The sequence below is a fragment of the Micromonospora sp. BRA006-A genome (assembly GCF_033433935.1).
GTDB classification, from domain to species: domain Bacteria; phylum Actinomycetota; class Actinomycetes; order Mycobacteriales; family Micromonosporaceae; genus Micromonospora; species Micromonospora aurantiaca.
Map to the genome: position 1 here is coordinate 2,221,812 of NZ_JANCLW010000001.1, position 25,336 is coordinate 2,247,147.

30 protein-coding genes and 1 pseudogene are annotated in these 25,336 nt (G+C 71.7%); 17 read left to right on the top strand and 14 right to left on the bottom strand.

The genetic code is table 11. The features are described from left to right. The first annotated feature begins 29 nt into the window (after positions 1 to 29). The 3 genes from NMK34_RS10640 (at position 30) to NMK34_RS10650 (ending at position 8,571) form a co-directional block, all read left to right on the top strand. Entirely contained in the window at positions 30 to 7,214 is a 7,185-nt protein-coding gene (locus NMK34_RS10640; RefSeq protein WP_318333235.1) for an RHS repeat-associated core domain-containing protein, read from the top strand. Then, the gene (locus NMK34_RS10645) at positions 7,211 to 7,732 is read left to right on the top strand and encodes a hypothetical protein (protein ID WP_318333236.1); all 522 of its coding nucleotides are present in this window, start codon (positions 7,211 to 7,213) and stop codon (positions 7,730 to 7,732) included. Before NMK34_RS10640 ends, NMK34_RS10645 begins: the two co-directional genes overlap by 4 nt. A 128-nt stretch (positions 7,733 to 7,860) precedes the next feature. Beyond that, complete coding sequence (locus NMK34_RS10650) at positions 7,861 to 8,571, top strand: helix-turn-helix domain-containing protein (protein ID WP_318333237.1); 711 nt, start codon at positions 7,861 to 7,863, stop codon at positions 8,569 to 8,571. Here the strand turns inward: NMK34_RS10650 and NMK34_RS10655 are convergent. Both NMK34_RS10655 and NMK34_RS10660 read right to left on the bottom strand, forming a co-directional pair. Next, on the bottom strand, positions 8,553 to 9,131 hold the full coding sequence (locus NMK34_RS10655; protein WP_318333238.1) for a dihydrofolate reductase family protein: 579 nt from the start codon (positions 9,129 to 9,131) through the stop codon (positions 8,553 to 8,555). The genes NMK34_RS10650 and NMK34_RS10655 overlap by 19 nt on opposite strands. A 54-nt stretch (positions 9,132 to 9,185) precedes the next feature. Continuing rightward, the gene (locus NMK34_RS10660; RefSeq protein WP_318333239.1) at positions 9,186 to 9,650 is read right to left on the bottom strand and encodes a rhodanese-like domain-containing protein; all 465 of its coding nucleotides are present in this window, start codon (positions 9,648 to 9,650) and stop codon (positions 9,186 to 9,188) included. A 62-nt stretch (positions 9,651 to 9,712) separates the two neighbouring features. Between NMK34_RS10660 and ftrA the strand changes: the two are divergent. Further along, positions 9,713 to 10,704 (top strand): annotated as a pseudogene (gene ftrA, locus NMK34_RS10665) (transcriptional regulator FtrA). Here ftrA and NMK34_RS10670 read toward each other — a convergent pair. The 3 genes from NMK34_RS10670 to NMK34_RS10680 are packed head-to-tail and all read right to left on the bottom strand — an operon-like array spanning position 10,677 to position 11,822. After that, positions 10,677 to 11,039 (bottom strand): nuclear transport factor 2 family protein, encoded by a 363-nt coding sequence (locus tag NMK34_RS10670; protein WP_318333240.1) that lies wholly within the window; start codon positions 11,037 to 11,039, stop codon positions 10,677 to 10,679. The pseudogene ftrA and the gene NMK34_RS10670 overlap by 28 nt on opposite strands. After that, positions 11,017 to 11,493: an SRPBCC domain-containing protein gene (locus NMK34_RS10675; RefSeq protein WP_318333241.1), complete on the bottom strand. Its 477-nt coding sequence runs from the start codon at positions 11,491 to 11,493 to the stop codon at positions 11,017 to 11,019. Before NMK34_RS10675 ends, NMK34_RS10670 begins: the two co-directional genes overlap by 23 nt. Then, on the bottom strand, positions 11,490 to 11,822 hold the full coding sequence (locus tag NMK34_RS10680) for a metalloregulator ArsR/SmtB family transcription factor (protein ID WP_318333242.1): 333 nt from the start codon (positions 11,820 to 11,822) through the stop codon (positions 11,490 to 11,492). Before NMK34_RS10680 ends, NMK34_RS10675 begins: the two co-directional genes overlap by 4 nt. A 193-nt stretch (positions 11,823 to 12,015) precedes the next feature. On the opposite strand from NMK34_RS10680, the gene NMK34_RS10685 reads away from it, so the two are divergent. Continuing rightward, a complete protein-coding gene (locus NMK34_RS10685) occupies positions 12,016 to 12,759 on the top strand; it encodes a hypothetical protein (protein WP_318333243.1) in 744 nt (247 codons plus the stop codon). Between the two features lie 36 nt (positions 12,760 to 12,795). Here the strand turns inward: NMK34_RS10685 and NMK34_RS10690 are convergent, their stop codons facing one another. Further along, positions 12,796 to 13,221 carry a hypothetical protein gene (locus tag NMK34_RS10690; RefSeq protein WP_318333244.1) on the bottom strand — a complete coding sequence of 142 codons (426 nt, stop codon included), beginning with the start codon at positions 13,219 to 13,221 and terminating at the stop codon, positions 12,796 to 12,798. A 144-nt stretch (positions 13,222 to 13,365) separates the two neighbouring features. Here NMK34_RS10690 and NMK34_RS10695 point away from each other — a divergent pair, with 144 nt between their 5' ends. The 4 genes from NMK34_RS10695 to NMK34_RS10710 all read left to right on the top strand — a co-directional run bounded on the left by NMK34_RS10695 (position 13,366) and on the right by NMK34_RS10710 (position 16,341). Further along, positions 13,366 to 14,103 (top strand): VOC family protein, encoded by a 738-nt coding sequence (locus tag NMK34_RS10695; protein ID WP_318333245.1) that lies wholly within the window; start codon positions 13,366 to 13,368, stop codon positions 14,101 to 14,103. A gap of 60 nt (positions 14,104 to 14,163) precedes the next feature. Beyond that, positions 14,164 to 14,700 carry a DinB family protein gene (locus tag NMK34_RS10700; protein WP_318333246.1) on the top strand — a complete coding sequence of 179 codons (537 nt, stop codon included), beginning with the start codon at positions 14,164 to 14,166 and terminating at the stop codon, positions 14,698 to 14,700. An 83-nt stretch (positions 14,701 to 14,783) separates the two neighbouring features. Next, positions 14,784 to 15,398: a dihydrofolate reductase family protein gene (locus NMK34_RS10705; protein ID WP_318333247.1), complete on the top strand. Its 615-nt coding sequence runs from the start codon at positions 14,784 to 14,786 to the stop codon at positions 15,396 to 15,398. A 46-nt stretch (positions 15,399 to 15,444) separates the two neighbouring features. After that, positions 15,445 to 16,341, top strand: a complete 897-nt coding sequence (locus NMK34_RS10710) for a hypothetical protein (protein ID WP_318333248.1) — start codon at positions 15,445 to 15,447, stop codon at positions 16,339 to 16,341. Positions 16,342 to 16,343: 2 nt separating this feature from the next. On the opposite strand, the gene NMK34_RS10715 is transcribed toward NMK34_RS10710, so the two are convergent. From NMK34_RS10715 to NMK34_RS10740, 6 genes are read right to left on the bottom strand one after another with little or no spacing between them, the layout of a single operon-like run. After that, positions 16,344 to 16,880, bottom strand: a complete 537-nt coding sequence (locus NMK34_RS10715; protein ID WP_318333249.1) for an SUKH-4 family immunity protein — start codon at positions 16,878 to 16,880, stop codon at positions 16,344 to 16,346. Continuing rightward, a complete protein-coding gene (locus NMK34_RS10720; protein WP_318333250.1) occupies positions 16,877 to 17,422 on the bottom strand; it encodes an SUKH-4 family immunity protein in 546 nt (181 codons plus the stop codon). The genes NMK34_RS10715 and NMK34_RS10720 overlap by 4 nt, the downstream gene beginning before the upstream one ends. Then, a complete protein-coding gene (locus tag NMK34_RS10725) occupies positions 17,419 to 17,946 on the bottom strand; it encodes an endonuclease (RefSeq protein ID WP_318333251.1) in 528 nt (175 codons plus the stop codon). Before NMK34_RS10725 ends, NMK34_RS10720 begins: the two co-directional genes overlap by 4 nt. Then, the gene (locus tag NMK34_RS10730; protein WP_262012143.1) at positions 17,939 to 18,433 is read right to left on the bottom strand and encodes a hypothetical protein; all 495 of its coding nucleotides are present in this window, start codon (positions 18,431 to 18,433) and stop codon (positions 17,939 to 17,941) included. Before NMK34_RS10730 ends, NMK34_RS10725 begins: the two co-directional genes overlap by 8 nt. 3 nt (positions 18,434 to 18,436) lie before the next feature. After that, positions 18,437 to 18,766 (bottom strand): hypothetical protein, encoded by a 330-nt coding sequence (locus NMK34_RS10735; protein WP_318333252.1) that lies wholly within the window; start codon positions 18,764 to 18,766, stop codon positions 18,437 to 18,439. Next, positions 18,763 to 19,176, bottom strand: coding sequence for a YbaB/EbfC family nucleoid-associated protein (locus NMK34_RS10740; protein WP_318333253.1), 414 nt, complete (start codon positions 19,174 to 19,176; stop codon positions 18,763 to 18,765). The genes NMK34_RS10735 and NMK34_RS10740 overlap by 4 nt, the downstream gene beginning before the upstream one ends. Before the next feature lie 178 nt (positions 19,177 to 19,354). Between NMK34_RS10740 and NMK34_RS10745 the strand changes: the two genes are divergently transcribed. From NMK34_RS10745 to NMK34_RS10760, 4 genes are all read left to right on the top strand, one after another. Beyond that, entirely contained in the window at positions 19,355 to 19,969 is a 615-nt protein-coding gene (locus tag NMK34_RS10745) for an RNA polymerase sigma factor (protein ID WP_318333254.1), read from the top strand. Beyond that, a complete protein-coding gene (locus NMK34_RS10750; protein ID WP_318333255.1) occupies positions 19,962 to 20,873 on the top strand; it encodes a CU044_5270 family protein in 912 nt (303 codons plus the stop codon). The genes NMK34_RS10745 and NMK34_RS10750 overlap by 8 nt, the downstream gene beginning before the upstream one ends. A gap of 70 nt (positions 20,874 to 20,943) precedes the next feature. Beyond that, a complete protein-coding gene (locus tag NMK34_RS10755; protein WP_318333256.1) occupies positions 20,944 to 21,897 on the top strand; it encodes an FAD-dependent oxidoreductase in 954 nt (317 codons plus the stop codon). 57 nt (positions 21,898 to 21,954) lie between these two features. After that, on the top strand, positions 21,955 to 22,332 hold the full coding sequence (locus NMK34_RS10760) for a hypothetical protein (RefSeq protein WP_318333257.1): 378 nt from the start codon (positions 21,955 to 21,957) through the stop codon (positions 22,330 to 22,332). Positions 22,333 to 22,341: 9 nt separating this feature from the next. On the opposite strand, the gene NMK34_RS10765 is transcribed toward NMK34_RS10760, so the two are convergent. Further along, positions 22,342 to 22,626: a hypothetical protein gene (locus NMK34_RS10765; RefSeq protein WP_318333258.1), complete on the bottom strand. Its 285-nt coding sequence runs from the start codon at positions 22,624 to 22,626 to the stop codon at positions 22,342 to 22,344. Positions 22,627 to 22,693: 67 nt separating this feature from the next. Between NMK34_RS10765 and NMK34_RS10770 the strand changes: the two genes are divergently transcribed. From NMK34_RS10770 to surE, 4 genes are all read left to right on the top strand, one after another. Next, the gene (locus NMK34_RS10770) at positions 22,694 to 22,882 is read left to right on the top strand and encodes a hypothetical protein (protein WP_018786469.1); all 189 of its coding nucleotides are present in this window, start codon (positions 22,694 to 22,696) and stop codon (positions 22,880 to 22,882) included. Positions 22,883 to 23,001: 119 nt separating this feature from the next. After that, on the top strand, positions 23,002 to 23,214 hold the full coding sequence (locus NMK34_RS10775) for a hypothetical protein (RefSeq protein WP_194800835.1): 213 nt from the start codon (positions 23,002 to 23,004) through the stop codon (positions 23,212 to 23,214). Positions 23,215 to 23,271: 57 nt separating this feature from the next. Beyond that, a complete protein-coding gene (locus NMK34_RS10780) occupies positions 23,272 to 24,198 on the top strand; it encodes a 1-phosphofructokinase family hexose kinase (protein WP_318336316.1) in 927 nt (308 codons plus the stop codon). After that, positions 24,188 to 25,018 (top strand): 5'/3'-nucleotidase SurE, encoded by an 831-nt coding sequence (surE, locus tag NMK34_RS10785; protein WP_318333259.1) that lies wholly within the window; start codon positions 24,188 to 24,190, stop codon positions 25,016 to 25,018. Before NMK34_RS10780 ends, surE begins: the two co-directional genes overlap by 11 nt. Positions 25,019 to 25,066: 48 nt before the next feature. On the opposite strand, the gene NMK34_RS10790 is transcribed toward surE, so the two are convergent. Further along, on the bottom strand, positions 25,067 to 25,294 hold the full coding sequence (locus NMK34_RS10790) for a hypothetical protein (protein WP_013474689.1): 228 nt from the start codon (positions 25,292 to 25,294) through the stop codon (positions 25,067 to 25,069). Positions 25,295 to 25,336: the final 42 nt, after the last annotated feature.

A 25,336-nucleotide genomic window follows, 5' to 3' on the forward strand; every position in this document is an offset into this window, starting at 1 on the left:
GCGCGGACGCGCGTCCGATGGCGGGCACAGTGAACCAGCGGAACCCGGCTCGGGGAATGTTCTTCGTTACAGCGCGCTGTCCCTTTCGCACTTGCTGCGACGCTTTTGCGCCGGTGCCAGCGGGCCCGTGTTACCGATTCGTGATCTTGTATCGGTCGGAGACGTGGCACATTGATCGCGCCACGGGGGTGAGCGACATCGATGACCCGTGTGGTCACCTCATCCGTACTCAGGTTGGGACACGCATGCTCAGGCACGGGGGATCGCGGCTCTTCACGGGTCGCAGGCGGCTGGTCACGTCAGTCGTCACCGCAATCGTCGCGGCGGGGGTGCTGGTCGGCACGCCCGCCGCAGCCGCACCGACTGTGGCCCGGCCACCGGTCCCGTCGCCGGGCAGGTCGGTCGACGGGGTGAAGCCTCTGCCCAGCCGGTTCGTGACACCCCGAAACGACGCCAGAACGAGCTTCAAGCCGACCAGGACGACCTGGCCGCGGGCAGCCGCCGCGCAGGTCGACCTGAGTGGCGTCGCGAAGACCTCGTCCGGCGCGTCCAAGGCCCGCGCTGCGGGCACCCCGGTCTGGGTGAGCCCGGTGGCGGAGGGACGTGCCGCCTACACCGGTCCGCAGCGCCTGGAGGTGCGTGTACTCGACCGCACCGCCGCCACCGCGACCGGCGTCGACGGACTGCTCGTGGGCGTCACGCCGCAGGCGAACTCCTCGGCGAAGACCACCGGCACCGTGCGGATCGGCGTGGACTACGACTCCTTCGCCGAGGCGTACGGCGGGAACTACGGTCTGCGGTTGAAGTTGGTGCGGCTGCCGGCCTGCGCGCTGGACACCCCGCAGCGCGCCGAGTGCCGTAAGCAGCAGCCGCTGCCGTCCACGAACGACACCGCCACCAGGACCGTCTCCGCCGAGATCCCCCTGGAGGCCGCCGTGTCGAAGACCGGCGCGCAGATGCTCGTCGCCGCAGTCGCCGGCGCGGGGGAGGAAGGCGGCAAGGGCGGCACCTACGCCGCGACCGACCTCAAGCCCTCCGGATCGTGGAGCGCCGGTGGCAGCACCGGATCGTTCAGCTACTCGTACCCGGTGACCCTGCCGCCGTCGCGGTCGAAGCTCGCGCCGCAGATCGCCCTCTCCTACGACTCGAGCGCCGTCGACGGGCAGACCGTCGCCACCAACGCGCAGGCGTCCTGGGTCGGCGACGGCTGGTCGACGCCGCGAAACTACGTCGAGCAGACGTTCGTCTCGTGCAAGGACAACCCGGGCGGCAGCCCGTCGCCGAAAAAGACGTACGACCGCTGCTACGCCGGGCCGATCCTGACGTTGTCGCTGAACGGCTCGTCGACGTCGCTGATCTGGGACGTGAACAAGAAGGTCTGGAAGCTCCAGAGTGACAACGGCTCTGTCGTCACCCGGGTCACCGGGTCGAACAACGGCAGCGGCACCTACAACACCGAGTACTGGCGGGTGACCGAGCCCGACGGAACGATCTACGAGTTCGGACGCAACCGCCTTCCGGGCTGGTCCTCCGACAAGCCGGAGACCAAGTCCGTCGACTACGGCCCGGTCTACTCCCCGCACTCGGATGACCCCTGCTACGACAGCGCGGGGTTCGACGCGTCCGTCTGCACCATGGCTCACCGGTGGAACCTCGACTACGTCAAGGACCCGCACGGCAATGCGATGGCCTACTTCTACAACCAGGACGTCAACTACTACGGGCGCAACGAGGGCGCAACGGACGTCCCCTACATCCGCGACAGCAGCCTCGCCCGCGTCGACTACGGCTTCAGCGACGGCGGTGCCTACGGCACCGTGCCGAACCGGGTCGTGTTCAACACCGACGACCGCTGCCTCTCCGGCACCTGCAAGCCGCTCAACGAATCCACGAAGGCCAACTGGCCCGACGTTCCCTACGACCTGGTCTGCGCCAAGGACACCGACTGCAAGTCCTGGAGCCCGTCGTTCTTTTCCACGGTGCGGCTCACCTCCATCCAGACCCAGCAGTACGACCTGACCGCCCGCAAGCACCTGCCGGTCGACACCTACACACTGGCGCAGACGATGCCGGCAACGGGCGACGGCACCGCGCCCACGCTGTGGCTCGACTCCATCACCCGCACCGGGCACGACCTCACCTCGGGCGGATCGACGACGCCGATCACCCTGCCGTCCGTGTCCTTCACGGGGAAGAAACTCGCCAACCGGGTCGACACCGCCGGCGGCTTCCCGTCGTTCTACCGGCAGCGCATCGAAACGGTCACCACGGAGACCGGCGCCAAGATCACCGCTAGTTACGAGCTGCCGGTCCCGTGCACCGCGCCGGTCACCGTCGCGCCGGAGTCGAACACGCGCTCCTGCTATCCGGTCTACTGGACGCCGGACGGTCTGACCGCGCCGAAACTCGACTGGTTCCACAAGTACGCCGTCACTCGGGTGACCGCCACCGATCCCACGGGTGGTGCCCGGCAGACCTCGACCAGCTACAACTACGTCGGCGGCGCCGCTTGGCGTTACGACGACAACGAGGTGGTCAAGGCGAAGTACCGCACCTACGGGCAGTTCCGGGGGTACGGCAAGGTCGAGACCCGCAACGGCGACGGGGTCAACGACGCACAGACGTTGTCCGTCTCGACCTACTACCGCGGCATGTCCAAGAACAACAACAGCACCGTAGTCAGGGTGACGGACTCAGCGGGTGGGCAGCACGAGGACCTCGACCAGCTCGCCGGGCGGGAGCTGGAAACCACCACCCATCGCGGCGACAACGGCCCGGTGGAGACCTCCTCGGTGATGTCCTACTGGGTGTCCGACGCCACCGCCACTCGTGCGCGTGTCGGCCTGCCCGCACTGACCGCCCACAAGATGGGACAGGTCCAGAAGTGGAACCGGCAGGCGGTCACCTCGTCCGAGACCACCACCTGGCGCTACAGCCAGACCGACACCACGTACGACACAAACGTCAACTCGCCGACCTTCGGGCTGATCACGCACTCCTACGACCACACCGTGCCGGTGAACGCCGCCTACGACCGCTGCACCTCCACGAAGTACGCGCCGGCGAACACCGCCGCCAACATCACTGGTCTGATCAGTCAGGTCGAGACCGTGTCGGTGGCCTGCGGCGGCTACTCCCAGGGCTCGCCTGCCACGGTTCCCGGCAGCGTCAACACGTTGACCGCCCCGGCGAACGTCGACCGGCCCCGCCAGGTTGTCTCCCACACGCGGACCTACTACGACGACCCCGCGTTCGATGAGGCCTTCCCGCAGACCAGGGTGCCGACCCGGGGCACGGTCACGATGGTGCGCAAGGCCGAGGACTACAAGTCCGGCGCCTACGTCTACCAGACCACCGACCGTGCCGAGTTCGACAGCTACGGACGCGCCGTCGCCACCTACGACGCGAACGGCAACGTCAGCCGGACCACATATACCGACAACTCGGTCGGTCTGACCGTTGCGGTCAAGACCACCAACGCCGAGGGGCATTCCACCTCGACGACGGTCACGCCGATGCGCAACCTCACCACGGTGAGCAGCGACGTCAACAATGTGGTGACCACCCGCCAGTACGACGCGCTCGGCAGGGTCAAGGCGGTCTGGGCGGCCTCCCGGGCGACCAGCAGCTCACCCCACTATCGCTACACCTACCTGGTTCAGAAGACTGGTCCGAGCGCCACCACCACCGAGACGCTGAACAACTCCGGTGGGTACGCCATCTCCACCCAGATCTACGACGCTCAACTGCGTCCCCGGCAGACGCAGACCACGACGCCGGCCGGCGGCCGCATGATCACCGACACCTTCTACGACAGCCGCGGCTGGGTGACGGAAACCTACAACGGCTGGTGGGACGCCGAGCGGGATCCCGGAACGACCCCGGTGTACGCGCCGGACCTCGCCAAGAAGGTGCTCAACCAGACGAGAAACACCTACGACGGCGCGGGCCGGGTGATCCTTGCCGAGAGCGCCCGCGACAACCTGGTCGTCTCGTCGACCCGCACGGTCTACAACGGTGACCGCACCACGGTGATCCCGCCGCCGGGCGGCACCGTCACCACCACCGTAACCGATCCGATGGGCCGTGCCACCACGCTGCTCCAGTACACCGCCGCGCCCACCCTGGTAAGCCCGGCGAACGCGTTCACCGGCACGTTCCGGGTGACCGGTGGCACCACAACCGCCACCAGCTACGGCTACGACGACCGGGGCAACCAGGCGTTCCTGACCGACGCGAGCGGAGCCGACTGGAAGAACCAGTACGACCTGCTCGGCCGGGTCACCAGCAAGACGGACCCGGTCGCCGGCACCAGCAGCACGACGTACGACGGCGTCGGCAACATCACCGAGATCACCGACTCGCGTGAGAAGACCGTCTCCTACGTCTACGACAAGATCAACCGGAGGACCGGCAGCTTCACCGCCGCAAAGAAGGACCAGTCGGCGGCCAACCAGGTCGGCAAGTGGGAGTACGACAACACCAACAACGCCGTTGCCGGGATGACGAACCCGATCGGCAAGCTGACCACGGCCACCACCTACCGCAACGGCGCCGCCTACACCACGCAGTACGGCGGCTTCACCGCCTTCGGTGCCTCCACCGGCGAGACGATCACCATCCCGGCGACCGAGGGGCTGCTCGGTAACACCTACTCCTTCACGCACAAGTACCTGGCCGTCACCGGCAAGCCGTACAGCGACGCCTGGCAGGCTGCCGGCGGCCTGCCAGCCGAGACCGTCACCTATTCATACAAGGGCGCGCTGGAGATCCCCAACGGGGCGAGCAGCCTGCTGGCCACCTACGCAAACGTCACCAACTATGACGCGTGGGGCCGGATCACCGGCGGAGGCCTCAACGCCAGCTCCAGCCAGGCCACCATGGCCAACATCTACGACGACCACACCGGCTGGCTGAAGCAACGCAAGATCACCAAGACGACGACCAGCACCTCCGACGTCGGGCAGCGTGCCTACGAGTACGACCGGTTCGGCAACATCATCAAGCAGGTCGAGACCCGGAACCTGCCTGGCGTGGCGGCCGAGACCCAGTGCTACCGCCACGACGCGCTGCGACGGCTCACCTCGGCCTGGACCGCCACCGACAACTGCGCCACTCAGCCCACCGCCGGCAACCGCTCCATGGTGGGCAGCGGCATCGGCTCCACCAGCGCGTTCTGGACCGAGTGGACCTTCGACGCCGTCGGCAACCGCAAGACCCAGATCCAGCGCTCCCTCAGCGGCGGGTCCGACACGACCACCGACTACGTCTACAACGGCAACGGCGCCGGCCAGCCGCACACGCTGACCAGCACGACGACCACCGGCGGTCTGACCGGCTCGACCTCGTACACCTACGACAAGAGCGGCAACATGACCGCCCGTAACGCGGGCCAGGGCAACCAGACGCTCACCTGGGACGAGACCGGCGAGCTGACCGCGGTGACCGGGGGCCGGGACGGGGACAGCCGATTCCTCTACGACGCGGACGGCAATCTCCTCATCCAGAAGGATCCCGGCACCGCCACCCTCTACCTGCCGACCCAACAAATCACCCTGAACACCACTACCAACACGGTCAGCGGAGTCCGCTACTACCCGCTGCCCAACGGCGCGACGGCCATCCGAACCGGTGCCGGCACCAACTACAGCTACCTGATCCCGGACCATCAGGGGAACCCCACCCTCTATCTCAACAACACGGCACAGATCCCCACCTGGCGCCAGTTCACCCCATACGGCGGGCAGCGCGGCGCCACCGTCACGGCACCTGACAACCGTGGCTTCCTCAACCAGCCCTTCAACACCAACACTGGGCTGACCCAGGTCGGCGCCCGCAACTACGACCCGACCACCGGTCGCTTCGTCTCCCTGGACCCCCTCCAGGATCCGGCGAGCCCACAGCAGTGGAACGGCTACGCGTACGCCAACAACTCGCCGGTCACGACGAGTGATCCGAGCGGCCTTATCCCGGACGACTGCCGCCAGTTCGACTGCTACGGATACAGCCCGGCTAAGGGCTGCCCGGGTGGGTGTGGCACGTCGGCAAACGAGGCATGGGGCACGAGCCGGGGGCAGACCGGCAGCGCCCCCAAGCGTCGCAACGACCCTCGTTACCTCGGCCACGTCATCCGCGTCCCGGACACGGTGCCGCTGGAGGAGTTCACCCGGCGCTGGAACGAAGAACGCGGCGCGTGGTTCGCGCGTGATGCACTCGTCCCGAGTGTGGAACTCGCGCCTGCCAGCGAACGAGCTCTGGCTATGAACATCTGCGTCGAGATGGGAAATCCGGGCGGCTGCCATAAGTGGGTCCAGGAGTTGTACAACCCCTACATCGACAAGATGGCGGAGGTGCTGCCCTCCGATGACCTGATTCCAGGAGGGGCCGGGGCCCTGGGCGCAGCTGCGGGCGCCGGTCGTGGGCTGAGCGCCGGTAATCGCCCCAGGAACCGCGGCGGATGCATGAGCTTCAGCGGCGGCACTCTGGTGCTCATGGCCGACGGCTCAGTCAAGGCGCTGGATGATATTCGAGTCGGTGACGAAGTCCACGCGACGGATCCGGAAACGGGTGAGCAGGGCCCGCGGAGAGTCGAGCACGTCTGGGAGCACCTGGACGATCTTGTCGAACTCGAGATCGGAGATGCCGTCCTCGTCACGACTGAGGATCATCCGTTCTGGAACCGGACGGAGCGCGAGTGGCAGCGGGCCGACGAACTCAATCCGGGAGATCTCGTTCTTGCTCCCGATGGAGGGGCAGACCACGTAGGTGGCCTGCGTCCGGCGTCGGTGCACACCTCGCTTGCCTTCAACCTGACCGTCAATGGGCTGCACACCTACTATGTGATGGCCGGTGACACTCCGGTTCTGGTTCACAATGACGGACTCACCCCGCCACGGGTGGTGCAGGATGGGATCGATGCGTTCAACCGAGGCGAGCTGAGACAACGCATGACCACCAAAATGGAGAACGGACGTCCCGTCCGAGTGAACGGCCGGACTGTCAAGGTACCCGACGAATTCCGGGGCGACTCCGGGCCCATCGGTGCGAGGAAATTCTGGAAGGGTGCGAAGATCTACGAAATTCCCGGTGGCGGTAACGACTACCGTCTTCTGGTGAAGACCGACGGGACTATCGGTTGGGTTGGCCCGAAGGGTGGACGCCCGGGGGCGGGGCACAACTATGACCGGATCACAACTTATCGGCCGTGTGGGTGACAATTGTGCTTAACTCGGAGATGATCATTGGCTCCCTGAAGACCGCCGGGGTGGACGTGGTCGACTTCAAATGGGACTCCGTAGGCATCCCAGCCTCGGCGGCCTGGATGCTCTCCGCTTGTACCGAAGAGGAAGGCAGGGAGGATGTCGAATTCATGTTCGATGACTCCTCCCTGATCGAGGGTGCCAACGCGGCTTGGTGGAACTTCGCGAACACGGGCCGGCTGTTTGATGAAGAGGGGCGCTTTCTCGTCTCGGTCGGGCCGGTCGATGGAGAGCCGTCAGCGGGGCCGCACTGGGCTCGGGTGCGGCTGCGCGACGAATGGGACGTCATAGGTAAGGGAGTGGACTGGGGTGTATTGGGGGGCCCCCCGGGGCGACCTGGCTTCGTCATGATGGCGCTGGACGAGCGGGTGATCATCGGAGCGACTACTTGGACTGGATTCATCAGCGTCATGAGGCTGGCAAATCCGATGGAGGCCGGGCCGATCCGTCAGGCAATGGGTTTGCGCGGCTGAATCGGGAAGTCGGACCGGCCGTTTCTCAGGCGCCTCCCTCACCGAGGAACGGCCGGTCCGATCGCGCCGTAGTCCACTGGGTCGCATCCGGGATCACTCGAATCCCATGGTCGCCGTATGCTCCTGCCGTGGAGCTGCGGTTCACCACGAGGGCGTCCGACTCGGCCTGGATCGACACCGTGTGGACCTGCACCAGCGAGCGGGTCGAGGAGATGACCTCGGTGGCGACGCCGTGCTGGGGGCTGGTGTTCTGGCAGCGCGACGGTCGCTCCCACGCGGCCGTCTCCGGCCCCGAGACCGCTACCGGCACCGCGCCGGTGCCCGAGGGCGCGACGTTCGTCGGCATCGAGTTCGCGGTGGGCACCTCGCTGCGGCTGGTACCCACGCCTGCGCTTGTCGACGGCGGCGCCGAGCTGCCCGACGTGGGCCGCCGGACGTTCCGGCTCGACGGCGGCCGGTGGGCCACACCCGGCCCGGACGACGCCGAGGCCCTGGTGGACCGGCTGGTCCGCGCCGGCGTGGTGGTCCGCGACCCGCTCGTCACCGAGACGCTGCGCGGGGGCCGTCCACCGGCGTCACCGCGTACCCTCGAACGCCGGTTCCGGGCGGCGACCGGGCTGACCCGGGGCGCGGTGCGGCAGATCGACCGCGCGCGCCGCGCCGCCGTGCTGCTGGCCGCCGGCGGCCCGCCCGCCGACGCGGTCACCACCTTCGGGTACGTGGACGAACCGCACCTGGCCCGCGCGCTGCGCCGGTACGTCGGACGGACGGCCGGCGAGCTGCGCGCGGGCGCCGGTGGGGCGATCGCGCTGGACCCGGCTCAGCGAGTCACGTCGTAGATCAGCTTGACGACGCCGTTGGGGTAGGCGGCCGAGTCGCGCAGCCGCAGCGTCTGCCGGTCCCGGTCCGCCTGGCTGAACAGGCCCTTGCCGGCGCCGAGCAGCACCGGGAAGACGAGCAGGTGGTATCTGTCGATCAGGTCCGCCTCGGCGAGACGGCGGGCGAGTTCCGCGCTGCCGTGGATGAAGACGTCGCCGCCGTCGCCCTGCTTCAGCGCGGCCACGTCGGCGGTGGAGCGCAGGATCGTCAGCGGCCCCCAGCCGTCGATCAGCGCGTCCTCGGGCAGGCTTGACGACACCACGTACTTCGGCAGGTCCCGGTAGGCGGCGTGGTCCTCGGAGTCGCGCCAGGTCGGCGCGAACGCCTCGTAGCTGCGCCGCCCGAACATCAGCGCCGTGGTCTGCGCCAGCTCCTCGCCCTTGAGCGAGAACGCCTCGGGCAGGAACTCGATGTCCTTGACGACCCAGCCGCCGCTGCGGTGGTCCTCGCCCGGGCCGCCGCCGGGGGAGTCCACGACGCCGTCGAGCGACATGAATCCGGTGTACACAAGATCACGCATGCGGCAATGCTAGGAACGGCCGCCACCTGCCGTCTTGTACGGAACCGACACGCCTCAGCAGCCGCACGAGACGCCGGCCGGGGCGGTGAGGTCGTCGGCGGGCCGCCGCACCAGCCCTGCCTCGGTACGCACCGGGAAGCCCTCCCGCACCCAGTACTCGTACCCGCCGATCATCTCCTTGACCGGGCGGCCGAGCCGGGCGAACTCCCGCGCGGCGCGGGTGGCGCCGTTGCAGCCCGGCCCCCAGCAGTAGGTGACCATTGTGGCGCCCGGCGGGACCAGCTCGTCCGTCCGGGCGGCGATCTCCGCGGTGGGCAGGTGCACGGCGCCGGGGATGTGCCCCTGCCGCCATGCCGGTAGGGAGCGCGAGTCGACCACGACCAGGCCCGGTACACCCGCCTCCAGGTCGGCGTGCACGTCGCTGACGTCGGCCTCGAAGGCGAGCCGGGCCGCGAAGTGGGCGAGGGCGTCGGCGGGGCGGGCGGCGGGGATGCGCAGGACGTTCGACATGGCACCCATCGTGGTGGCCGTCTTCCGGCCGCTCCAGTGGCGCGAGCGACGCCGATCGCTAAGATCCCGCCATGAACCGCGCCACCGTGGCGGTGCTCGCGTACGAGGGCATGTCGGTGTTCGAGACCGGCATCGTCACCGAGGTCTTCGGCCTGCCCCGCCCCGAGTTCGACGTGCCCTGGTACGAGCTGACCGTCTGCGCGGAGACCCCCGGCGCGGTACGGCTGGTCGGCGGCGCCACCCTGCACACCGGCCACGGCCTCGACGCGTTCGCCGCCGCCGACACGCTGATCGTGCCCGGCGTCGCCGACGTGCACGCCGACCCGTCACCGGCGCTCACCGGCGCGCTCCGCGCGGCGCACCGGCGCGGCGCCCGGATCGTGTCGATCTGCTCGGCGCGTTCGCCCTGGCCGGCGCGGGACTGCTCGACGGCCGCCGCGCCACCACCCACTGGCGGTACGCCGACCTGCTCGCCCGGCGCCACCCGGCGGTACGCGTCGACCCGGACGTGCTCTACGTCGACGACGGGGACATCCTCACCGGCGCCGGCAGCGCCGCCGGTCTGGACCTCTGCGTCCACCTGGTACGCCGCGACCACGGCCCGACGATCGCCAACGCGGTCGCCCGCCGGCTGGTCGTACCGCCGCACCGGGACGGCGGCCAGGCGCAGTTCATCGAGGCGCCGGTGCCCGGCGACCCGGAGGACGACCGGCTCGCCGCGAGCATGTCCTGGGCACTGGCGAACCTGAACACCCCGATCACCGTCGACCGGCTGGCGCGGCGGGCGCACATGTCGGCGCGTACCTACCTGCGGCACTTCGCGCGGGCCACCGGCACCACCCCGATCCGCTGGTTGATCGACCGGCGCGTCCAGGCCAGCCTGCCGCTGCTGGAGACGACCACCGCGCCGATCGAGGAGGTCGCCGCGGCGGTGGGGTTCGAGACGGCGGTGACGTTCCGGCACCACTTCGCCGCCGCGATGCGGACCTCGCCGTCGGCGTACCGACGGGCCTTCACCGGGGCGTCAGGCGGTGCTCACGCGCCGGGCAGAGGGACGACGTAGGAGTCGACCCGGGCGATCAGCCCGTCCCGGAACGTGAACAGGTCGTTGAAGGCGAACCGGAACGGCCCGTGCTCGACGCTGACGCCCCGGCCCTCGCCGGTCACCACGACGACCGGCCCGTCCTCGTGCACGCGTTCGACGTCGAGCCGCGGGCTGCCGGTGAACGCCGGGTTCTCGATCTCGCCGTCGAACTCCGCCCGGCCCCGCGTGGTGCGGTGGCCGTGGATGACCCACTCGACGTCGTCGGTGAGCGTGGCGAGGATGCGCTCGTGGTCGCTCGCCCGGAAGCCGTCGAAGTATTCGGCGACCAGGTCACGCTGGGATGCTCGGGTCACTGTCGTCTCCATCGTCGTGGTGTCGGAGGTGGGCGGCGAGGGCGTCGAGGATCGAGGCGAGCCCGTCGGCCGCCTGGTCGGTGCGCAACTCGGGCGGGAGTTCGCGCTGGTGCACGGTGAGGTCGGTGCCGTACCCGGCGGGTCGCAGCGTGACAGTGGTGCGCAGGCCGGTGGCCGGCTCGTCGAACACCAGCTCACGCGGCTCGTCGACGCTCACGTAGACGAACCGCAGCCGCCCGGTCCGGCCGTCCGGGGCGCGGGTGCCGAGCGCGAACTCGCCGCCCGGTCGCAGGTCGACAGTCACCGAGCCTGGCGGCACAGAGGCGTGCGAGCCGCCCCAGAACGCGGCGATGCCGGACGGTGAGGTGAAGGCCTCCCACACCCGGTCCGGCGCGGCGGGCAGGTGGCGTCGCGCGATCAGTTCGTCGCCGTGCCGTTCGGTACGGGCCGTCACCGGGTCGCCTCCGGATCGGAGAGGTGCGTCTCCAGCGCGTCGAGACGGTCGTCCCAGGCGCGGCGCTGCTCGTCGATCCACGTACTCAGCCGGGCGAGCCGGTCGACGCGCAGCCGGCACGGCCGCCGCGTGCCCTCGCGTCGCTGCTCGACGAGGCCGCACCGGCGCAGCACGCCGACGTGGTGGGAGATCGCCTGCGGCGTCAGGTCGAACGGCTCGCCCAGCTCGCCGACTGTGGCCTCACCCCGGGCGAGGCGGGTCACCAGGGCGCGGCGGACCGGGTCACCGAGGGCAGCGAAGGCGCGGTCGAGGTCCGGATCGGAGCGCATGCCCGCACGCTATCGCAAACATCGCTTTGCGCAAACACTCATTTGCGGAGTTGTCGCAGTACGGCCCAGCTGAACACCCGCCGCGCCTGCCGGAACCCGGCAGGTGCGCCGGGCGTTGGGGGAGTGGCGGTGCTGTTTCGGGTGACGCCGCATCGGGAACGTCGTCGGGACGGGGCACGGGACGGAGGTCGACGTGAGGACACCGAGTCGCCGGAGGCGGACGCTTGGCGTACCCCTGCTCGTCGCCACGCTGCTGGCCGGCGCCTGCGGCGACGGCGGCGGGAACGACGGCGGCGGCGCGAGCACGACCTCGACGCCGGCCGCGGGCCCGACGGCCGCCACACCGTCGGCGTCACCGTCGCGCGGCGGGCCCGTGACGATCCCGACGTCCGCCTTCGTCGACCTGCCGCCGGAACTGCGCAAGGCCGCCGCCCAGCCGGCCGACGCCGCCGACGCGCTGCCCGAGCTGTGCGACAAGGAGTTCCGCAGCGGCGGGCGGTCGGTCACCGCGAGCGCCGCGATGATGAGCACCTACAAACAGCCGAAGGATCCGCCGGAGAACGTCCCCTACGGCACGCTGCACCAGACCGTCTTCGCGTTCGAGGGCACCGGCGCCGCCGACTACCTGCGCCGGGTGCGCGGGGCGGTGGCGGACTGCCGGTCGTTCCAGGCCTCGGGCGGCACCGTCACCGTCGCGTCCCGGCCGATGGCCGGGACCGGGGACGAGGCCCTGCTGGTCACGGTGAGCCGTCCCGCGACCGGCCTGGACGGCAGCCCGGCCCAGGGGCGGAGCACCAGCCAGATCCTCGTGATCCGGGTCGCCGACGCGGTGACGGTCGTGCACGACCAGGGCTGGGAGGGCACCAGCATCGACCCCGGCCTGGCCGACGACATCGCCCGGGCCGCGGTCCGCGGCCTCGACTCCTGGCAGCGCTAGCAGCAGTGGCCGCGCACCGCCGGACCGGCGGCACGGTCACGACACGGCGGTACGCACCAGCTCGGCGAGCTTCTTCTCCACCTCCGGGCTCCACCGCACCAGCGCGAACGACGCCGGCCACATGTCGCCGTCGTCGAGGTTCGCCGCCTCCTGGAAGCCCACCGTCGAGTAGCGGTACTTGAACTTCCCCGCGTCCTGGAAGAACACGACGATCTTGCCGGCGGCGTTTGCGTACGCGGGCATGCCGTACCAGGTCTTCGGCGCCAGCTCCGGCGCGGCGGAGGTGATCGTCATGTGCACGCGCTCGGCCAGCTCGCGGTCCTCCGGCGCCATCTGCGCGATCCGGTCGAGCACCGCCTGGAGCTCGTCGGCCTTCTTCGCGCCCTTCTTGCCCTCGGCGCGCAGCTCGGCCGCACGCTCCTTCATCGCGGCGCGCTCGGCGGCGCTGAACCCGTCGGACATAGCGATCCCCCCTCGTGACTCGCGGTCCGCGTGGTGCCGACCGCCCGATGACAACGCTATGGCCCGGCGGCGACGGCGCGCTTCTCGATTCCTGATCACCTGCCGGGACCACGGCGACCGGGCGGGGCACCTACCATCGCCGCCATGGCAACCCGGCTCGTACAGATCAACATGAAGGCCCACGACGAGGTGGCGCTCGGCGGCTTCTGGGCGAAGGTGCTCGGCTGGGGGATCTCCAGCGAGGCCCCCGGCGTGACGAACCTCGAACCCGAGGACCTCACCTACCCGGACCCCCGCGCCCTCTACATCGACCTCGTCGTCTCCACCGCGCCCAAGACGGCGAAGAACCGCGTCCACGTCGACCTCGCGACCACCTCGGCCGCGCACCACGCGGAGCTGGTCGCGCGCCTGACCGCGCTCGGCGCCACCCCCGCCGACATCGGCCAGGGCGACGTGCCGTGGACGGTCCTGGCCGACCCCGAGGGCAACGAGTTCTGCGTACGGGAGCCGAACCCGCGGCACGCGGACACCGGGCCGATCGCCGAGGTGGTGGTCGACTGCGCCGACCCGCGGGGCATGGCCGACTTCTGGGGCCGGGCCACCGACTGGACCGTGCACGAGGTGACCGACCGGCAGGCGGTGCTGCGCTCCGCCCAGGGCGTCGGGCCGTACCTGCGGTTCGCCCGCACCGCCGACGCGAAGACCGGGTGGAACCGCGTGCACCTCGACGTCCGCCCGTACGCGTCGGACGACCTGGACGCCGAGACCGCCCGCCTGCGGTCCCTCGGCGCCACCGACGCGGACCTGGGCGGGGCCGACATCCCGTGGCGGGTGCTCGTCGACCCGGAGGGCAACGAGTTCTGCGTCCTCACCCCGGCCTGACCCGCCGGCGGCGCCGGCGGGCGCCCCCCACGGATGTCGCCTGCTGCCTATGCTTCGGCGATGGACGACGCGACCACCGAGACCGAGGCCGAGGCGCTGCTGGCCGTCCTGGAACGCAACCGGCGGACCTTCGCCTGGAAGACCGACGGGCTCGACGAGACGGGCCTGCGCGCGGTCACCGCCGCCAGCACCATGACGCTCGGTGGCCTGATCGCGCACATGGCCCTGGTCGAGACGGACTGGCTGGCCGTGAAGGTGGCCGGTCAGGGGTACGGACCGCCGTGGGAGGGCATCGACTTCGACGCCGAGCCCGACTGGGAGTGGCGTTTCGGCGCGCAGGCCGCGCCGGACGACGTGTACGCGCTGTGGCGCGCCGCGGTGCAGCGGTCGCGCGGGCTGATGGATGCCGTCGTCGCCGAACGTGGACTGGCCGGGCCGTCGTCGTTCACCTGGCCGGACGGCCGCACCCCCACCGTCCGCAGGATGCTCCTCGACATGATCGAGGAGTACGCCCGGCACACCGGCCACGCGGACCTGCTCCGGGAGGCGGTCGACGGGCGGGTGGGCGAGGGCGCGCCGCCGGATTTCTCGTTCTGATCCCGGGTGACGTCGTCGCGGGCCGATGAGTTTGACACGGTGCGGCGGTCAACCCGTCGAACCCACTGCGAAGGAGCACCGTGATGGCCACTGTCATCTCCACGCTGTTCATCTCGGCCGACGGTGTCGCCGAGATCGACCCCGACTGGCACTTCCCGTACTTCGACGAGAACATGGGCCGCGCCGTCACCGAGGACTACGACACCTCCGACGTGCTGCTGATCGGCCGGGAGACGTACGACAGCTTCGCCGGTGCCTGGCCGGACCGGGAGGCCGCCGGTGGTGAGGACGCGCCGTTCGCCAAGCAGCTCGGCGACATGCGCAAGGTCGTCGTCTCGCGCCAGCCGCTGGAGTTCTCCTGGCGCAACTCCGAGCTGATCCAGGGTGACCTGACCGACGCCGTACGCGCGCTCAAGGCCGACGCCGGCATCAAGGGCGTCCTCATCCCCGGGTCGATCTCGGTGGTGCAGCAACTGCTCGCCGCGGGCCTGGTGGACGAGCTGCGGCTGCTGGTGCACCCGGTCGCCGCCCGCAAGGGCCGCCGGCTGTTCGACGAGGGCGACGCGCCGTACCACCTGCGGGTAACCGCGACCGAGGCGTACCCGACCGGCGTGATCCGGGTGATCTACACCCCGGCCCCGGCGCCGGGCGCGGTCGGCTACGACGACGTCAAGGACCAGGTGCCGGCCGGCAGCTGACGACCACGGGGCCGCGGCGGCCGGTGTGTCGTGAAAGGATCCGCCGGTGCGTCGCCCCCCGCTGCTGCTGATCCTCGCGGCCGTGTCCGCCGTCGCCCACGTCGTCGGCGTCCTGGTGGCCGCACCGCTCTGGCACGGCGCGGAGGTGCTGAGCCTGGCACTGCTGCTCGGCTACGCCGTCGCCGCCGGACTGCCGGCGCCGCGCTGGGCGGTGCCGGCGGCGCTCGTACCGCTGATTGTGGACGCGGTCCGCACGATGCCGGCCGAGCCGGGCGCCGGAGACGTCGGCTGGGTGATGTACGGCAGCGGCGACAGCGCAGTCGACCGGACTGCCGGCTTCGACGCGGCGCTCGCCGGGAGCTGGGCGGCGCTGGTCGCGGTGGCGGTGCTGCTTGTCGCGTACCGGGGGCGTGGACGGCGGCGGCATCTGATCGCCGCGGCGGTCGCCGCCGCACCCGTCGTCGGGTACGCGGCCGTCCGGGTCGCCGATGTCGGCGCCGCGGTCGCGGCGAGCACCCGGATCGTGGAGGTCCGTACCGGGACCACGCCGACCCGGGTGACCGGATCGGGGCAGGGCCAGGCCGATGTCGTGCCCGCGCTCGTCCTCGCGGTGCTGCCGCCGCTGGCGCTCGCACTCACCGCGCTGGCGCTTGCCGCGCTGCTGGCCGGGCGGGGCCGGCGGCTCGCCGCGACCGGGGCGGCACTGCTGGCGGTGCTCGCGTTGCCGCTGCTCGACGCGGCGCTGGCCGCGGTGCCGCATCCGCTCGAGGCCGACGGCACCGCCCTGTTCGCCTGGTTCGCCATCCCGCCCACCTCGGCGATGCCGCAACCGGTGGCGGCGCTGTCGGCGGTGGTGGAGCTGGCCGCGTACCTGCTGCTCGTCGCCGGCGTGACCGGCGCGGACCGCGCCGCACAGGCGGTGCCCGCGCCGGCGGCCGGTTGACGTCAGGCGGTCGACTCCAGCTCGTCGAAGGCCATGTTCCACCACGACTCCGGCTCCGCGAACGCCACCGGGTCGACCGGGCGCAGGTCGTCGCGGATCGCCGCCGCCCGTGCGGCCCGCTCCCGCCCGCCCGGGTCGGTGGCGATGAGCTGCCCGAGCCGGTAGAGGAACTCCACGAACGCGGCGAACGTGCTGTTCACCGTCTCCAGGTTCGGCGTCTCCAGGTCCAGCAGGATCACCGCGCCGGTGTCCGCGTCCAGGCAGAACAGCAGCGCCGGATCCTCCGGCGAGGCACCGAGCACGACGTACGGGCGGGGGCCCTGGTCGCCCAGCTCGATCGACAGCGTGGAGAACAGCTCCACGTCGGGGACCGAGACGTCGACTGTGAACAGGATCGGCACCTCGACCGGCAGCGCCCCGTCGGGCGGGAACACCTCCGGCCCGAGCGGCCCGAGGATCGCGTCGAAACGCTGGTCGGGGAAGTAGATGACGCCCCGCTCACCCCACAGCGCGGTGAGCTGCTCCCGGGTCACCGTCACGGCTGCGCCTCGTCCTCGTCCACGTCGTCCGACTCGTCGAGCAGGCCCTGCCGGTCGAGGAACGCGTACCACGCGTCGTTGTCGGTGACCAGCTCGGCGTAGCCGGGGCCGAGCACGTAGTAGTGCACGAACGAGTCGAGGTCGGGCGCCAGCTCCTCGAACGCGTCGCCCATGAACCACTCGGTGCCGGTCGGCGGGAAGTACCACACCGCGCCGGTCGCCCGCTCCAGGAAGATCGGCTCGTCGCTGCGCGTGCCGACGACCAGCCAGCCGGTCTTGTCCTGGCCGACGGGGGAGAAGCCGGGCGCGTAGTCGAGGAAGTACTGCACCCCGGCGAGCCGGCCGGTCGAGGCCAGCTCGAACGCCCCGGCGCGCAGGCCGTCGGCGGCGAGCAGCAGATCACGCAAGCCGGCCGGCAGCTCCGCCGGCACGTCACCGTCGTCGGCGGGCGCGCCGATCTGCGCGTACGCGAGACTCGCCGGCTCGTCCGCGGCCAGGTCGGCGCGGAGTTCGTCGAGAAGCTGCGCGAGATCGGAAGTCAATCCACTACCTCTATTCGGATCGGGGTTCCGTCCGGCAGATTCTGGATCTGCCCCCAGATCTGGGAGCCGATGTCCGTGTTGGTTCTACCATGCAGCAGTTTGAGGTTGTCGACGGTGTCCGGCCCGCCGAGCTGCAGTTCCCACACGTGGTCGGGATGGTAGTCGCTGAGCCGTTGACTGAGCCGGTTGGCGAGGTCCTTGTCGTGCGGCCAGTACTTGTCCCAGATCTTCTGCCGGATCCGATCCTTGTAGCCGTCGGTGATGCTCTTGTCGCGCTGCACCGGGTTGGTGGCCTTGTAGAGCTTGCCGGAGTCGCTGAGCTTCTTCAGTGCGGCCATCTTGCGCCGGAACTGGGCGGTGGCGTGGAAGTCGCGGCGCTCCACCCGGACGACCTTGGTGGGGAGGCTCCGATTCGGTCCGGTGACCCGGACGATCGGCTTCTCCAGCTTCTCGACCGCCTTGCGGACGATCTTGCCGGCGGCCGGTTTCGCGGCGGCGCCCCGGCCGCGCCTCGGGCTAGGCATCGAGCAGTCTCCCGATGACCTGGTCGATGAGCGCGCCGACGATCTCCCGGGTGATGATCTGGAAGATCGGGATCTCGGCCAGCGAGGCGCCGAACGTGACCACGGCGGTGGCGATCGCCTGGGCGACCTCGAACGCCAGGATGGCCAGCTGCACGATCACCGCGATCTTCAGAGCCAGCACGATCGCCGCGCAGATGATCAGCCCGGCGCCGAGCAGCATCGCCGCGGGCATGCTGTCGTGCAGCACGAGCGGCCCGTTCTGCTCGCCGCCCCACCACTTCTGGAACGCCGCGATCGCCGGGCCGACGTTCTGCGTCCACACCTGCGCGGCGGCCGCGTCCGCCTCGCCGGCCGCCGCCCCGATCCGGCCGCCGAACTCCAGCCACGCCTGGCCCATCTCGAAGAGCTTCTCCTCGTCGGCGGCCGGCCAGGTGTAGCCGATCCAGCCGAGCGCGGTGACCAGCTCACCGGGTAGTTGCAGTCCCACGGCTCAGCCCAGCCCGCCGGCCAGCGAGCGCATGGTGCCCGCGCCGTCCTCGTCGACCCGCTCGTACGAGTCGGCCATCCCCGCGATGTCGGCGCCCGCCGAGGTGAACTCGTCGGCGGCCATGCCGAGGCAGTCGAAGATGTAGTTCGCCACCTCGGTGTACGCGATGCCGATCAGCGACCCGATGTCGTCGGCGCCCCACGGCTCGCCGTAGCCCTGCATCCGCGCCTCGAACGCCTCCAGCTCGCCGGTGAACCGCTTGGCCACGTCGGTGACGCCGCGCCCGGCGGCCCGGATCAGCGGCGGATGCACCTCGAAGCCGTCGCCGCTCATCGCTGCCCGCCGCGCGCCAGCCGCTCCTGCGCCTCGGTGAGCGCGTCGAGGAACGACCCGAGCCGGGGTACGGCCGTGTCCCGTACCTCCTGCAACTGCTCCCGCAACTGCGACATGTCCGCGACCTGCGGCGCCGGGCCGGCGCGCAGCCCGTCGATCGCCGCGTTGACGGCGGTGACGATGTGGGCGGTCAGCTCGTCGGAGCCGAGCCGCATCAACCGTGGCTCGACGTGCAGCGAGTGGAGCTTGCCGTCGCGGCCCATCTCGGCGCGTACCTGCCCGTCGGCGGCCTCGCCGACCGCCGGTGTCTCCGCGTCGTCGGCGGGCGGCGGACCCACCGTCCGCAGTGCCGCCATCGTCGCGTCGAGCATGCGGGTGAAGTCGCCGCTCATCGAAGGATCCGCACTCATGAGCCCTCCCCAAGGCCAAACGCCACGAGCGTAACCGAGACGGACAAAGCGATTCCGCCCCGTACGACCGCACGGTCCACGACGGACCACCCGACCGGCCTACCGTCGCGGGCGTGAACCGTCCGGACGCGAGCAGCGGACAACAGGTGACACGTCCCCACTCGCCGAGAGGCCGCGCATGAGAAGACTGAGACGGGTGAAGGATGTCGACGTCGGCGCGCTCACCGACGCCGAGGTCGTCGCCCGGTCCGTACGGGAACCGGAGACCTTCGCCGCGATCTTCGACCGGCACGCGCCGCACATCCACCGCTACCTGGCCCGGCGCCTCGGCTCCGCGGCGGCCGACGACCTGGTGGCGGAGACGTTCCTCGCCGCGTTCCGGCGCCGGGACCGGTTCGACACCGGCCGCCCGAACGCCCGCCCGTGGCTGTACGGGATCGCCACCAACCTCGTCGCCCAGCAGCGGCGCACCGAGGAACGGGAGTACCGGCTGCGGCAGGCGTACCGCCCGGCGACGTCCGAGGCGTCCCCCGCCGACCGGGTAGCCGGCGAGGTGACCGCGCGGTCGCTGCGCCGGCACCTGCTCGACGCGCTGGCCGGGCTCGCCGACGGCGACCGCGACGTGCTGCTGCTCGTCGCCTGGGAGGACCTGACGTACGAGGAGGTCGCCGCCGCGCTGGCCGTCCCGGTCGGCACCGTGCGGTCCCGGCTGAACCGGGCGCGCCGGCTGCTGCGGGAACGGCTCGGCGGCGAGCCGGCCGACACCATCGAGGAGGTACTGAGCAATGGATGAGATGCGACTGCTCCAGCGGCTCGGCGACGAGACCGAGCTGCCGGCCGGCGAGCGACTCGGCGTCGCGCGTACCCGGCTGGTGGGCGCGATGACCGCGACGGAGGCCGCGCCCGCCCGACGGGTGCGACGGCCCGCCTGGCGGCTGGTCCTCGCCGGGGTGGCGACGGCGTCGGTGGCGGCGTCGCTCGCCGCGGTGCTGGTGCTGGCGCCGGACCGGATCGGCGGCAGCGCACCCGCCGCCCGGGCCGACGCCCGGCAGGTGCTGCGCGACGCGGCGGTGGCGGCGTTGCGGCTGCCGGACGTCGAGCCCCGGCCCGACCAGTTCGTCTACACGCGTTCGCAGGGCGGCCGGGAGCTGCGGGAGAGCTGGGCGTCGGTGGACGGGACGAGGGACGGCCTGGTCGTCGAGTACCCGCCGGGCGGCCGCCAGGAGTTCGTGCTCCCCGGCTGCCGGGACGGCCGGGCGAAGATGTACAAGGGCGGGCAGCCCCTGCCGGGCACCGAGCCGTGCGTGCCGGAGCCCGCCTACGACCCCGCCGTGCCCACCGACGCCGCCGCGATGCGCGCCTATCTGGACAAGCACCGCAGCGGCGAGCCCGGTGACGTCAACGCCGCCGCCAAGGACGTGATGTTCCTGCTCAACGACTCGTACCTGAGGCCACGGTCGCGGGCTGCGCTGTTCGAGGCCGCCGCCGCGACGCCGGGCCTGAAGGTGGTGGAGAAGGCCACCGACGGTGCGGGCCGCTCCGGTGTGGGCGTCAGCTGGTCCTCCCCGGGGAACCCGGCCCTGATGGTGATGGTGTTCGACCCGCGGACGTACGCGTTCCTCGGCGTGGGCGGGGAGGCGGGCACGTCCGCGGTGCTGTCCGTCGCCGTCGTGGACCGGATCGGCCAGAAGGGCTGACGCCCGCCGGGCGGGTCGCCTCCCTGGGCGGCCCGCCCGCTCCGGTCGTGCGTCCGGGGCCTGCGCCATCATGGGCGTCATGACGAAGGCGGACGTGGTGGTGGTCGGCGGCGGCGTGATCGGGATGACGACGGCGCTCACGCTCCAGCAGCGCGGCGCACACGTCACCGTGCTGACCGCGCACGACCCGGCCGACACGGTGTCGACGGTGGCCGCCGCCGTCTGGTACCCGAGCCACACCGAGGAGGATCCCCGGGTGCTGCGCTGGGCCCGGGACACCCACACCGAACTGCGCCGCCAGGCGGCCGACGGCGTGCCGGGGGTGGTCGACCGGCCCACCCGGATGTGGCTGCGCCACCGCTACACCGGGCCGCCCTGGTGGGCCGACGCCTGCGGCGACCTGACGGCCGAACCGGCGCAGCCGCCGTACACCGCGCTGCTGCGGTTCACCGCCCCGTCGGTGGAGATGACCAGCTACCTCACCTGGCTGCGGCAGCGCCTGGAGGCGGGCGGCGGGCGGGTCGTCCGCCGCGCGCTGGGCACGCTCGCCGAGGCGTACGAGGTCGCGCCGGTCGTGGTGAACGCGACCGGACTGGCTTCCGGCCGACTCGCCGCCGACCCGGCCGTGTACCCGGCGCGCGGGCACGTCCTGCTGGTGGCGAACCCCGGTCTGACCGTCTCGGTCCGCGACGAGGACGACCCGGCGGGCGTCACGTACGTGCACCCGCGCCGCCACGACGTGGTGCTCGGCGGCACCTACGAGGCCGGGGTGGGACACACAGGCCCCGACCCGGAGGAGGCGGCGGCGATCCGGCGCCGGTGCGTGGCGCTGGTGCCGCAGCTCGCGGAGGCGCCGGTGCTGGGGGAGCGGATCGGGCTGCGGCCCGCCCGGCACGGCGGCCCCCGGGTCGAGGTGGACCCGGCGGACGGGCGGCTGGTGCACGCGTACGGGCACGGCGGGGCCGGGGTGACGCTGTCCTGGGGCTGCGCCGCCGAGGTGGCAGATCTCGCCCTGGGCGTCTGACCGCCCTGGCGCGCGACGGTCCACCGTCAGGGCTCGGCGGGCGGTAACCTCGGCCCGGTGTCCGCCCGCCGCGCCGCACTGTTCGCCCTCGTCGCCCTGATCGCCGTCGGTTGCACAGTGGTCGCGCTCGCGGCCTACAGCCACCGGATCGGCCTGGTGACCCACGACGGCGCCAGTTTCCCGGTGGAGCTGCTCGACGCCGTGGTGCCCCTCCGTGACCTGCTGCCCGCCGTGCTCTGGCTGCTGCCGGTCACGCTGCTCGTCACGTTCGCGGCCCTCGGCTGCTGGGCCGCCCGGCGGACCGTCCGCCCCGACGGCGAGCGGCTACCGGCGACGGCGTGGGCCGCCGGTATCGCCGCGGTGCTGCTCAACCCGCTGGCGGCCGTGCGCTACGCGTCGGCCACCGCCGAGGGCGGCGAATACATGCGGGAGTGACCTGTCCGCTCACGAGTGTCTCGTCCACGCGACGAACCGGTGGAACAGTTCGCCGGGGCGAGGGCCCGGATCGGGGTTGAGTCTCAGCAGGTCGGCGGCGGCGTCGAACAGGCAGCCAGCCATGTAGATCGACAGCGCCACCCGGTCGCGGCGGTATTCCAGCAGCAACAACAGGCGCGCGGGCTGACACGGCCACGGGCCGGCGCAGACCCGGCACAGCCACAGCGGCCGGATCGCCACGTGCGGCCGGATCGCTCTGGGCGGGCGGCCCTGGGTCGGCGAGGAAGTCGGCATACCCCATACGGTGACCGGGGCGTTGACCCGAGTCAAGGAGCCAGGGCAACTGTCTAGCGTCCGGCTTATGGAGCTGGTGGGCGCAGCCGAGATCCGCGTGATGCTGGGTGGCATCAGCAAGCAGCGCGTCTACGTGATCACCAGTCACCGCAACTTCCCGGAGCCGGTGGCCGACCTGGTGCAGGGCAAGGTCTGGCTGAAGTCGGACGTGCAGAAGTGGATCAAGGAGCATCGGCCCGAGCTGGCCGCTGACTGACCAGGAACAGCGCGGCGTGGACCGGTCAGGAATCGAGAAGCGTCGCGCGGGCGGGCGGACCTAGCGTTTCCGGCACAGGCCTCCCACCAGGGCGGCCACCGGGGAAAGGTCGTCGACCCATGGACACGCGCATCCGTCAGCTCCACCGCTGGTTCTCCGTCGCCTTCACCGTGACCGTCGTGATCACCTTCGTGGCGCTGGCCCAGAAGGACCCGATCGTGTGGGTCTCCTACGTGCCACTGCTGCCGCTCGCCCTGCTCCTGATCAGCGGTCTCTACCTGTTCGCGCTGCCGTACCTGCGGCGCCGCCGTGCCGCCGCGCGCCCGCGCTGACCTGGGGGATTACCGGGGCCGGTGAGCGGGCAACACCGGCGGATGGAGCAGAAGGTGATGGTGTTCGCCCCGGCCCCGCTGTTGACGGTGACGATCGAGCAGCAGGGCGACGTACCCGAGCTGCACCTGCACCCCGGCGGGCAGGGGGTGTGGCAGACCCGGATGATCGCGGCGCTCGGCGTACCGGTGACCATGTGCGTGGGTCTCGGCGGCGAGGTGGGCGACGCGGTCCGCAAGCTGCTCGACGACGAGGACGTCACGGTCCGGACGGTGCGGCGTGAGTCCGGCACCGGCTGGTACGTGCACGACCGGCGCGACGGCGAGCGGACCGAGATCGCCGAGCATCCGGGCGCGCCGATGGTGCGGCACGACATCGACGAGCTGTACACGGTGACGCTCACCGAGGGGCTGCGCGCCCCGGTGAGCGTGCTCAGCGGCCCGGCCGACCCGCAGGTGGTGGACCCGGACATCTACCGCCGCCTCGCCGCCGACCTGAGCGCCAACGGCGGGACGGTGGTGGCCGACCTGTCCGGGCCGTACCTGGAGGCGGTGCTCGACGGCGGCGTGAGCGTGCTGAAGGTAAGCCACGAGGAGCTGCTCGACGACGGCCTGGCCAAGGACGACAGCGTCGAGGCACTGCGCGACGCCGGCCGCCGGTGCCAGGAGCGGGGCGCGCGGACGGTGCTGATCAGCCGCGCGGGGGAGCCCGCGCTGGCGCTGCCGGAGGACGGCGAGCCGCTGCTGGTGCACGCCCCGCCGCTGGAGCTGGCCGACCACCGGGGCGCCGGGGACTCGATGACCGCCGGGGTGGCGGCGGTGCTGGCCCGGGGCGGCGACATGCGGGAGGCGCTGCACGTCGGCGCCGCCGCCGGTGCGCTGAACGTGACCCGGCACGGGCTGGGCACGGGCCGGGCCGAGGCGGTACGCGAACTGGCCGGCCGGGTGCGGCTGACCCCGCTGGACGGCGGCGACGATGACGACTGACCGGCCGCCACGGGTGCTGGTGACGAACGACGACGGTGTGCACGCCCCCGGCATCCGCGCGCTGGCCCGGGCCGCGTACGAGCGCGGGATGGACGTGGTGGTCGCGGCGCCGGAGGCCGAGGCGAGCGGGATGAGCGCGGCGCTGTCGGCGGTGACCGACGACGGGCGGCTGGTGTTCCGCGAGACCGAGCTGGACGGCCTGCCGGGTGTGCCCGCGTACGCGGTGGCGGCCTCCCCGGCGTACATCGCGGTGCTGGCCGGCCTGGGTGTGTTCGGGCCGGTGCCGGACCTGCTGCTGTCCGGCATCAACAGGGGCGCCAACGCGGGTCACGCGGTCCTGCACTCCGGCACCGTCGGCGCGGCGCTGACGGCCGGCAACAACGGCATCCGCGCGCTCGCCGTGTCGCTCGACGTGCTCACCGCGGCGGCGGCGAGCGCCGGCAGCGGTGGCGCGGCGATCGCGGTGCTGGACAGCGTGGACGACGAGTCCCGCCACTGGTCGAGCGCCGCCGAGCTGGCCGCGACGCTGCTGCCGTGGCTGGCCGGGGCGGATCCGGGCACGGTACTGAACCTCAACGTGCCGGACCGGCCGGCCGATCAGGTGGCGGGGCTGCGCCAGGCGACACTGGCCCCGTTCGGTCAGGTGCAGGTGTCCGTGGCCGAGCGTGGTGAGGGGTTCGTGCGTACGGCGGTGGAGGCGAACGCGGTCCGCGCGGTCCCCGGCACGGACATCGCCTGGCTGGCCGACGGGTACGCGGCGGTCACCGCGATCCGGGCGCTCGGGCACCTGCCCGACGTGGAGCTGCCGGTCGACGGCTGAGGACGGCTCCGCCCCGCCACCGTCGTACGGGTGGCGGGGCGGAGATCGTCACTCGCCTGCCGCGCGCCGGCGGTCGGCCTCGGCGTCGGCGGCGCCCACCGGGGTGCCGTCGCTGTCCCGGTCGGCCCGGGACAGGTCCACGTCGGCGCCGGCCCGGGCGGCGTCGGCGGCCGCGTCGTCGGCGCCGACGACCTCACCGCCGTCGGTCTGTCCGTCGTCGGGGACCAGCCGCCCGGCGGCGGCCAGCCCGATCGGTGCGTACCTGGGGTCGGTCATCTCGTCCTCCTCACCGGTGCTCCTGCGCAAGCGGTACCCCGG

What these genes read in the sequence shown, in the direction of transcription:
- NMK34_RS10655 (WP_318333238.1), bottom strand. Translation starts at nt 9,131, where the DNA reads ATGCGTGATCTTGTGTACACCGGATTCATGTCGCTCGACGGCGTCGTG.
- NMK34_RS10660 (WP_318333239.1), bottom strand. Translation starts at nt 9,650, where the DNA reads ATGGGTGCCATGTCGAACGTCCTGCGCATCCCCGCCGCCCGCCCCGCC.
- NMK34_RS10680 (WP_318333242.1), bottom strand. Translation starts at nt 11,822, where the DNA reads ATGCGCTCCGATCCGGACCTCGACCGCGCCTTCGCTGCCCTCGGTGAC.
- NMK34_RS10690 (WP_318333244.1), bottom strand. Translation starts at nt 13,221, where the DNA reads ATGTCCGACGGGTTCAGCGCCGCCGAGCGCGCCGCGATGAAGGAGCGT.
- NMK34_RS10695 (WP_318333245.1), top strand. Translation starts at nt 13,366, where the DNA reads ATGGCAACCCGGCTCGTACAGATCAACATGAAGGCCCACGACGAGGTG.
- NMK34_RS10700 (WP_318333246.1), top strand. Translation starts at nt 14,164, where the DNA reads ATGGACGACGCGACCACCGAGACCGAGGCCGAGGCGCTGCTGGCCGTC.
- NMK34_RS10705 (WP_318333247.1), top strand. Translation starts at nt 14,784, where the DNA reads ATGGCCACTGTCATCTCCACGCTGTTCATCTCGGCCGACGGTGTCGCC.
- NMK34_RS10725 (WP_318333251.1), bottom strand. Translation starts at nt 17,946, where the DNA reads ATGCCTAGCCCGAGGCGCGGCCGGGGCGCCGCCGCGAAACCGGCCGCC.
- NMK34_RS10735 (WP_318333252.1), bottom strand. Translation starts at nt 18,766, where the DNA reads ATGAGCGGCGACGGCTTCGAGGTGCATCCGCCGCTGATCCGGGCCGCC.
- NMK34_RS10740 (WP_318333253.1), bottom strand. Translation starts at nt 19,176, where the DNA reads ATGAGTGCGGATCCTTCGATGAGCGGCGACTTCACCCGCATGCTCGAC.
- NMK34_RS10745 (WP_318333254.1), top strand. Translation starts at nt 19,355, where the DNA reads ATGAGAAGACTGAGACGGGTGAAGGATGTCGACGTCGGCGCGCTCACC.
- NMK34_RS10750 (WP_318333255.1), top strand. Translation starts at nt 19,962, where the DNA reads ATGGATGAGATGCGACTGCTCCAGCGGCTCGGCGACGAGACCGAGCTG.
- NMK34_RS10755 (WP_318333256.1), top strand. Translation starts at nt 20,944, where the DNA reads ATGGGCGTCATGACGAAGGCGGACGTGGTGGTGGTCGGCGGCGGCGTG.
- NMK34_RS10765 (WP_318333258.1), bottom strand. Translation starts at nt 22,626, where the DNA reads ATGCCGACTTCCTCGCCGACCCAGGGCCGCCCGCCCAGAGCGATCCGG.
- NMK34_RS10770 (WP_018786469.1), top strand. Translation starts at nt 22,694, where the DNA reads ATGGAGCTGGTGGGCGCAGCCGAGATCCGCGTGATGCTGGGTGGCATC.
- NMK34_RS10775 (WP_194800835.1), top strand. Translation starts at nt 23,002, where the DNA reads ATGGACACGCGCATCCGTCAGCTCCACCGCTGGTTCTCCGTCGCCTTC.
- NMK34_RS10780 (WP_318336316.1), top strand. Translation starts at nt 23,272, where the DNA reads ATGGTGTTCGCCCCGGCCCCGCTGTTGACGGTGACGATCGAGCAGCAG.
- surE (WP_318333259.1), top strand. Translation starts at nt 24,188, where the DNA reads ATGACGACTGACCGGCCGCCACGGGTGCTGGTGACGAACGACGACGGT.
- NMK34_RS10790 (WP_013474689.1), bottom strand. Translation starts at nt 25,294, where the DNA reads ATGACCGACCCCAGGTACGCACCGATCGGGCTGGCCGCCGCCGGGCGG.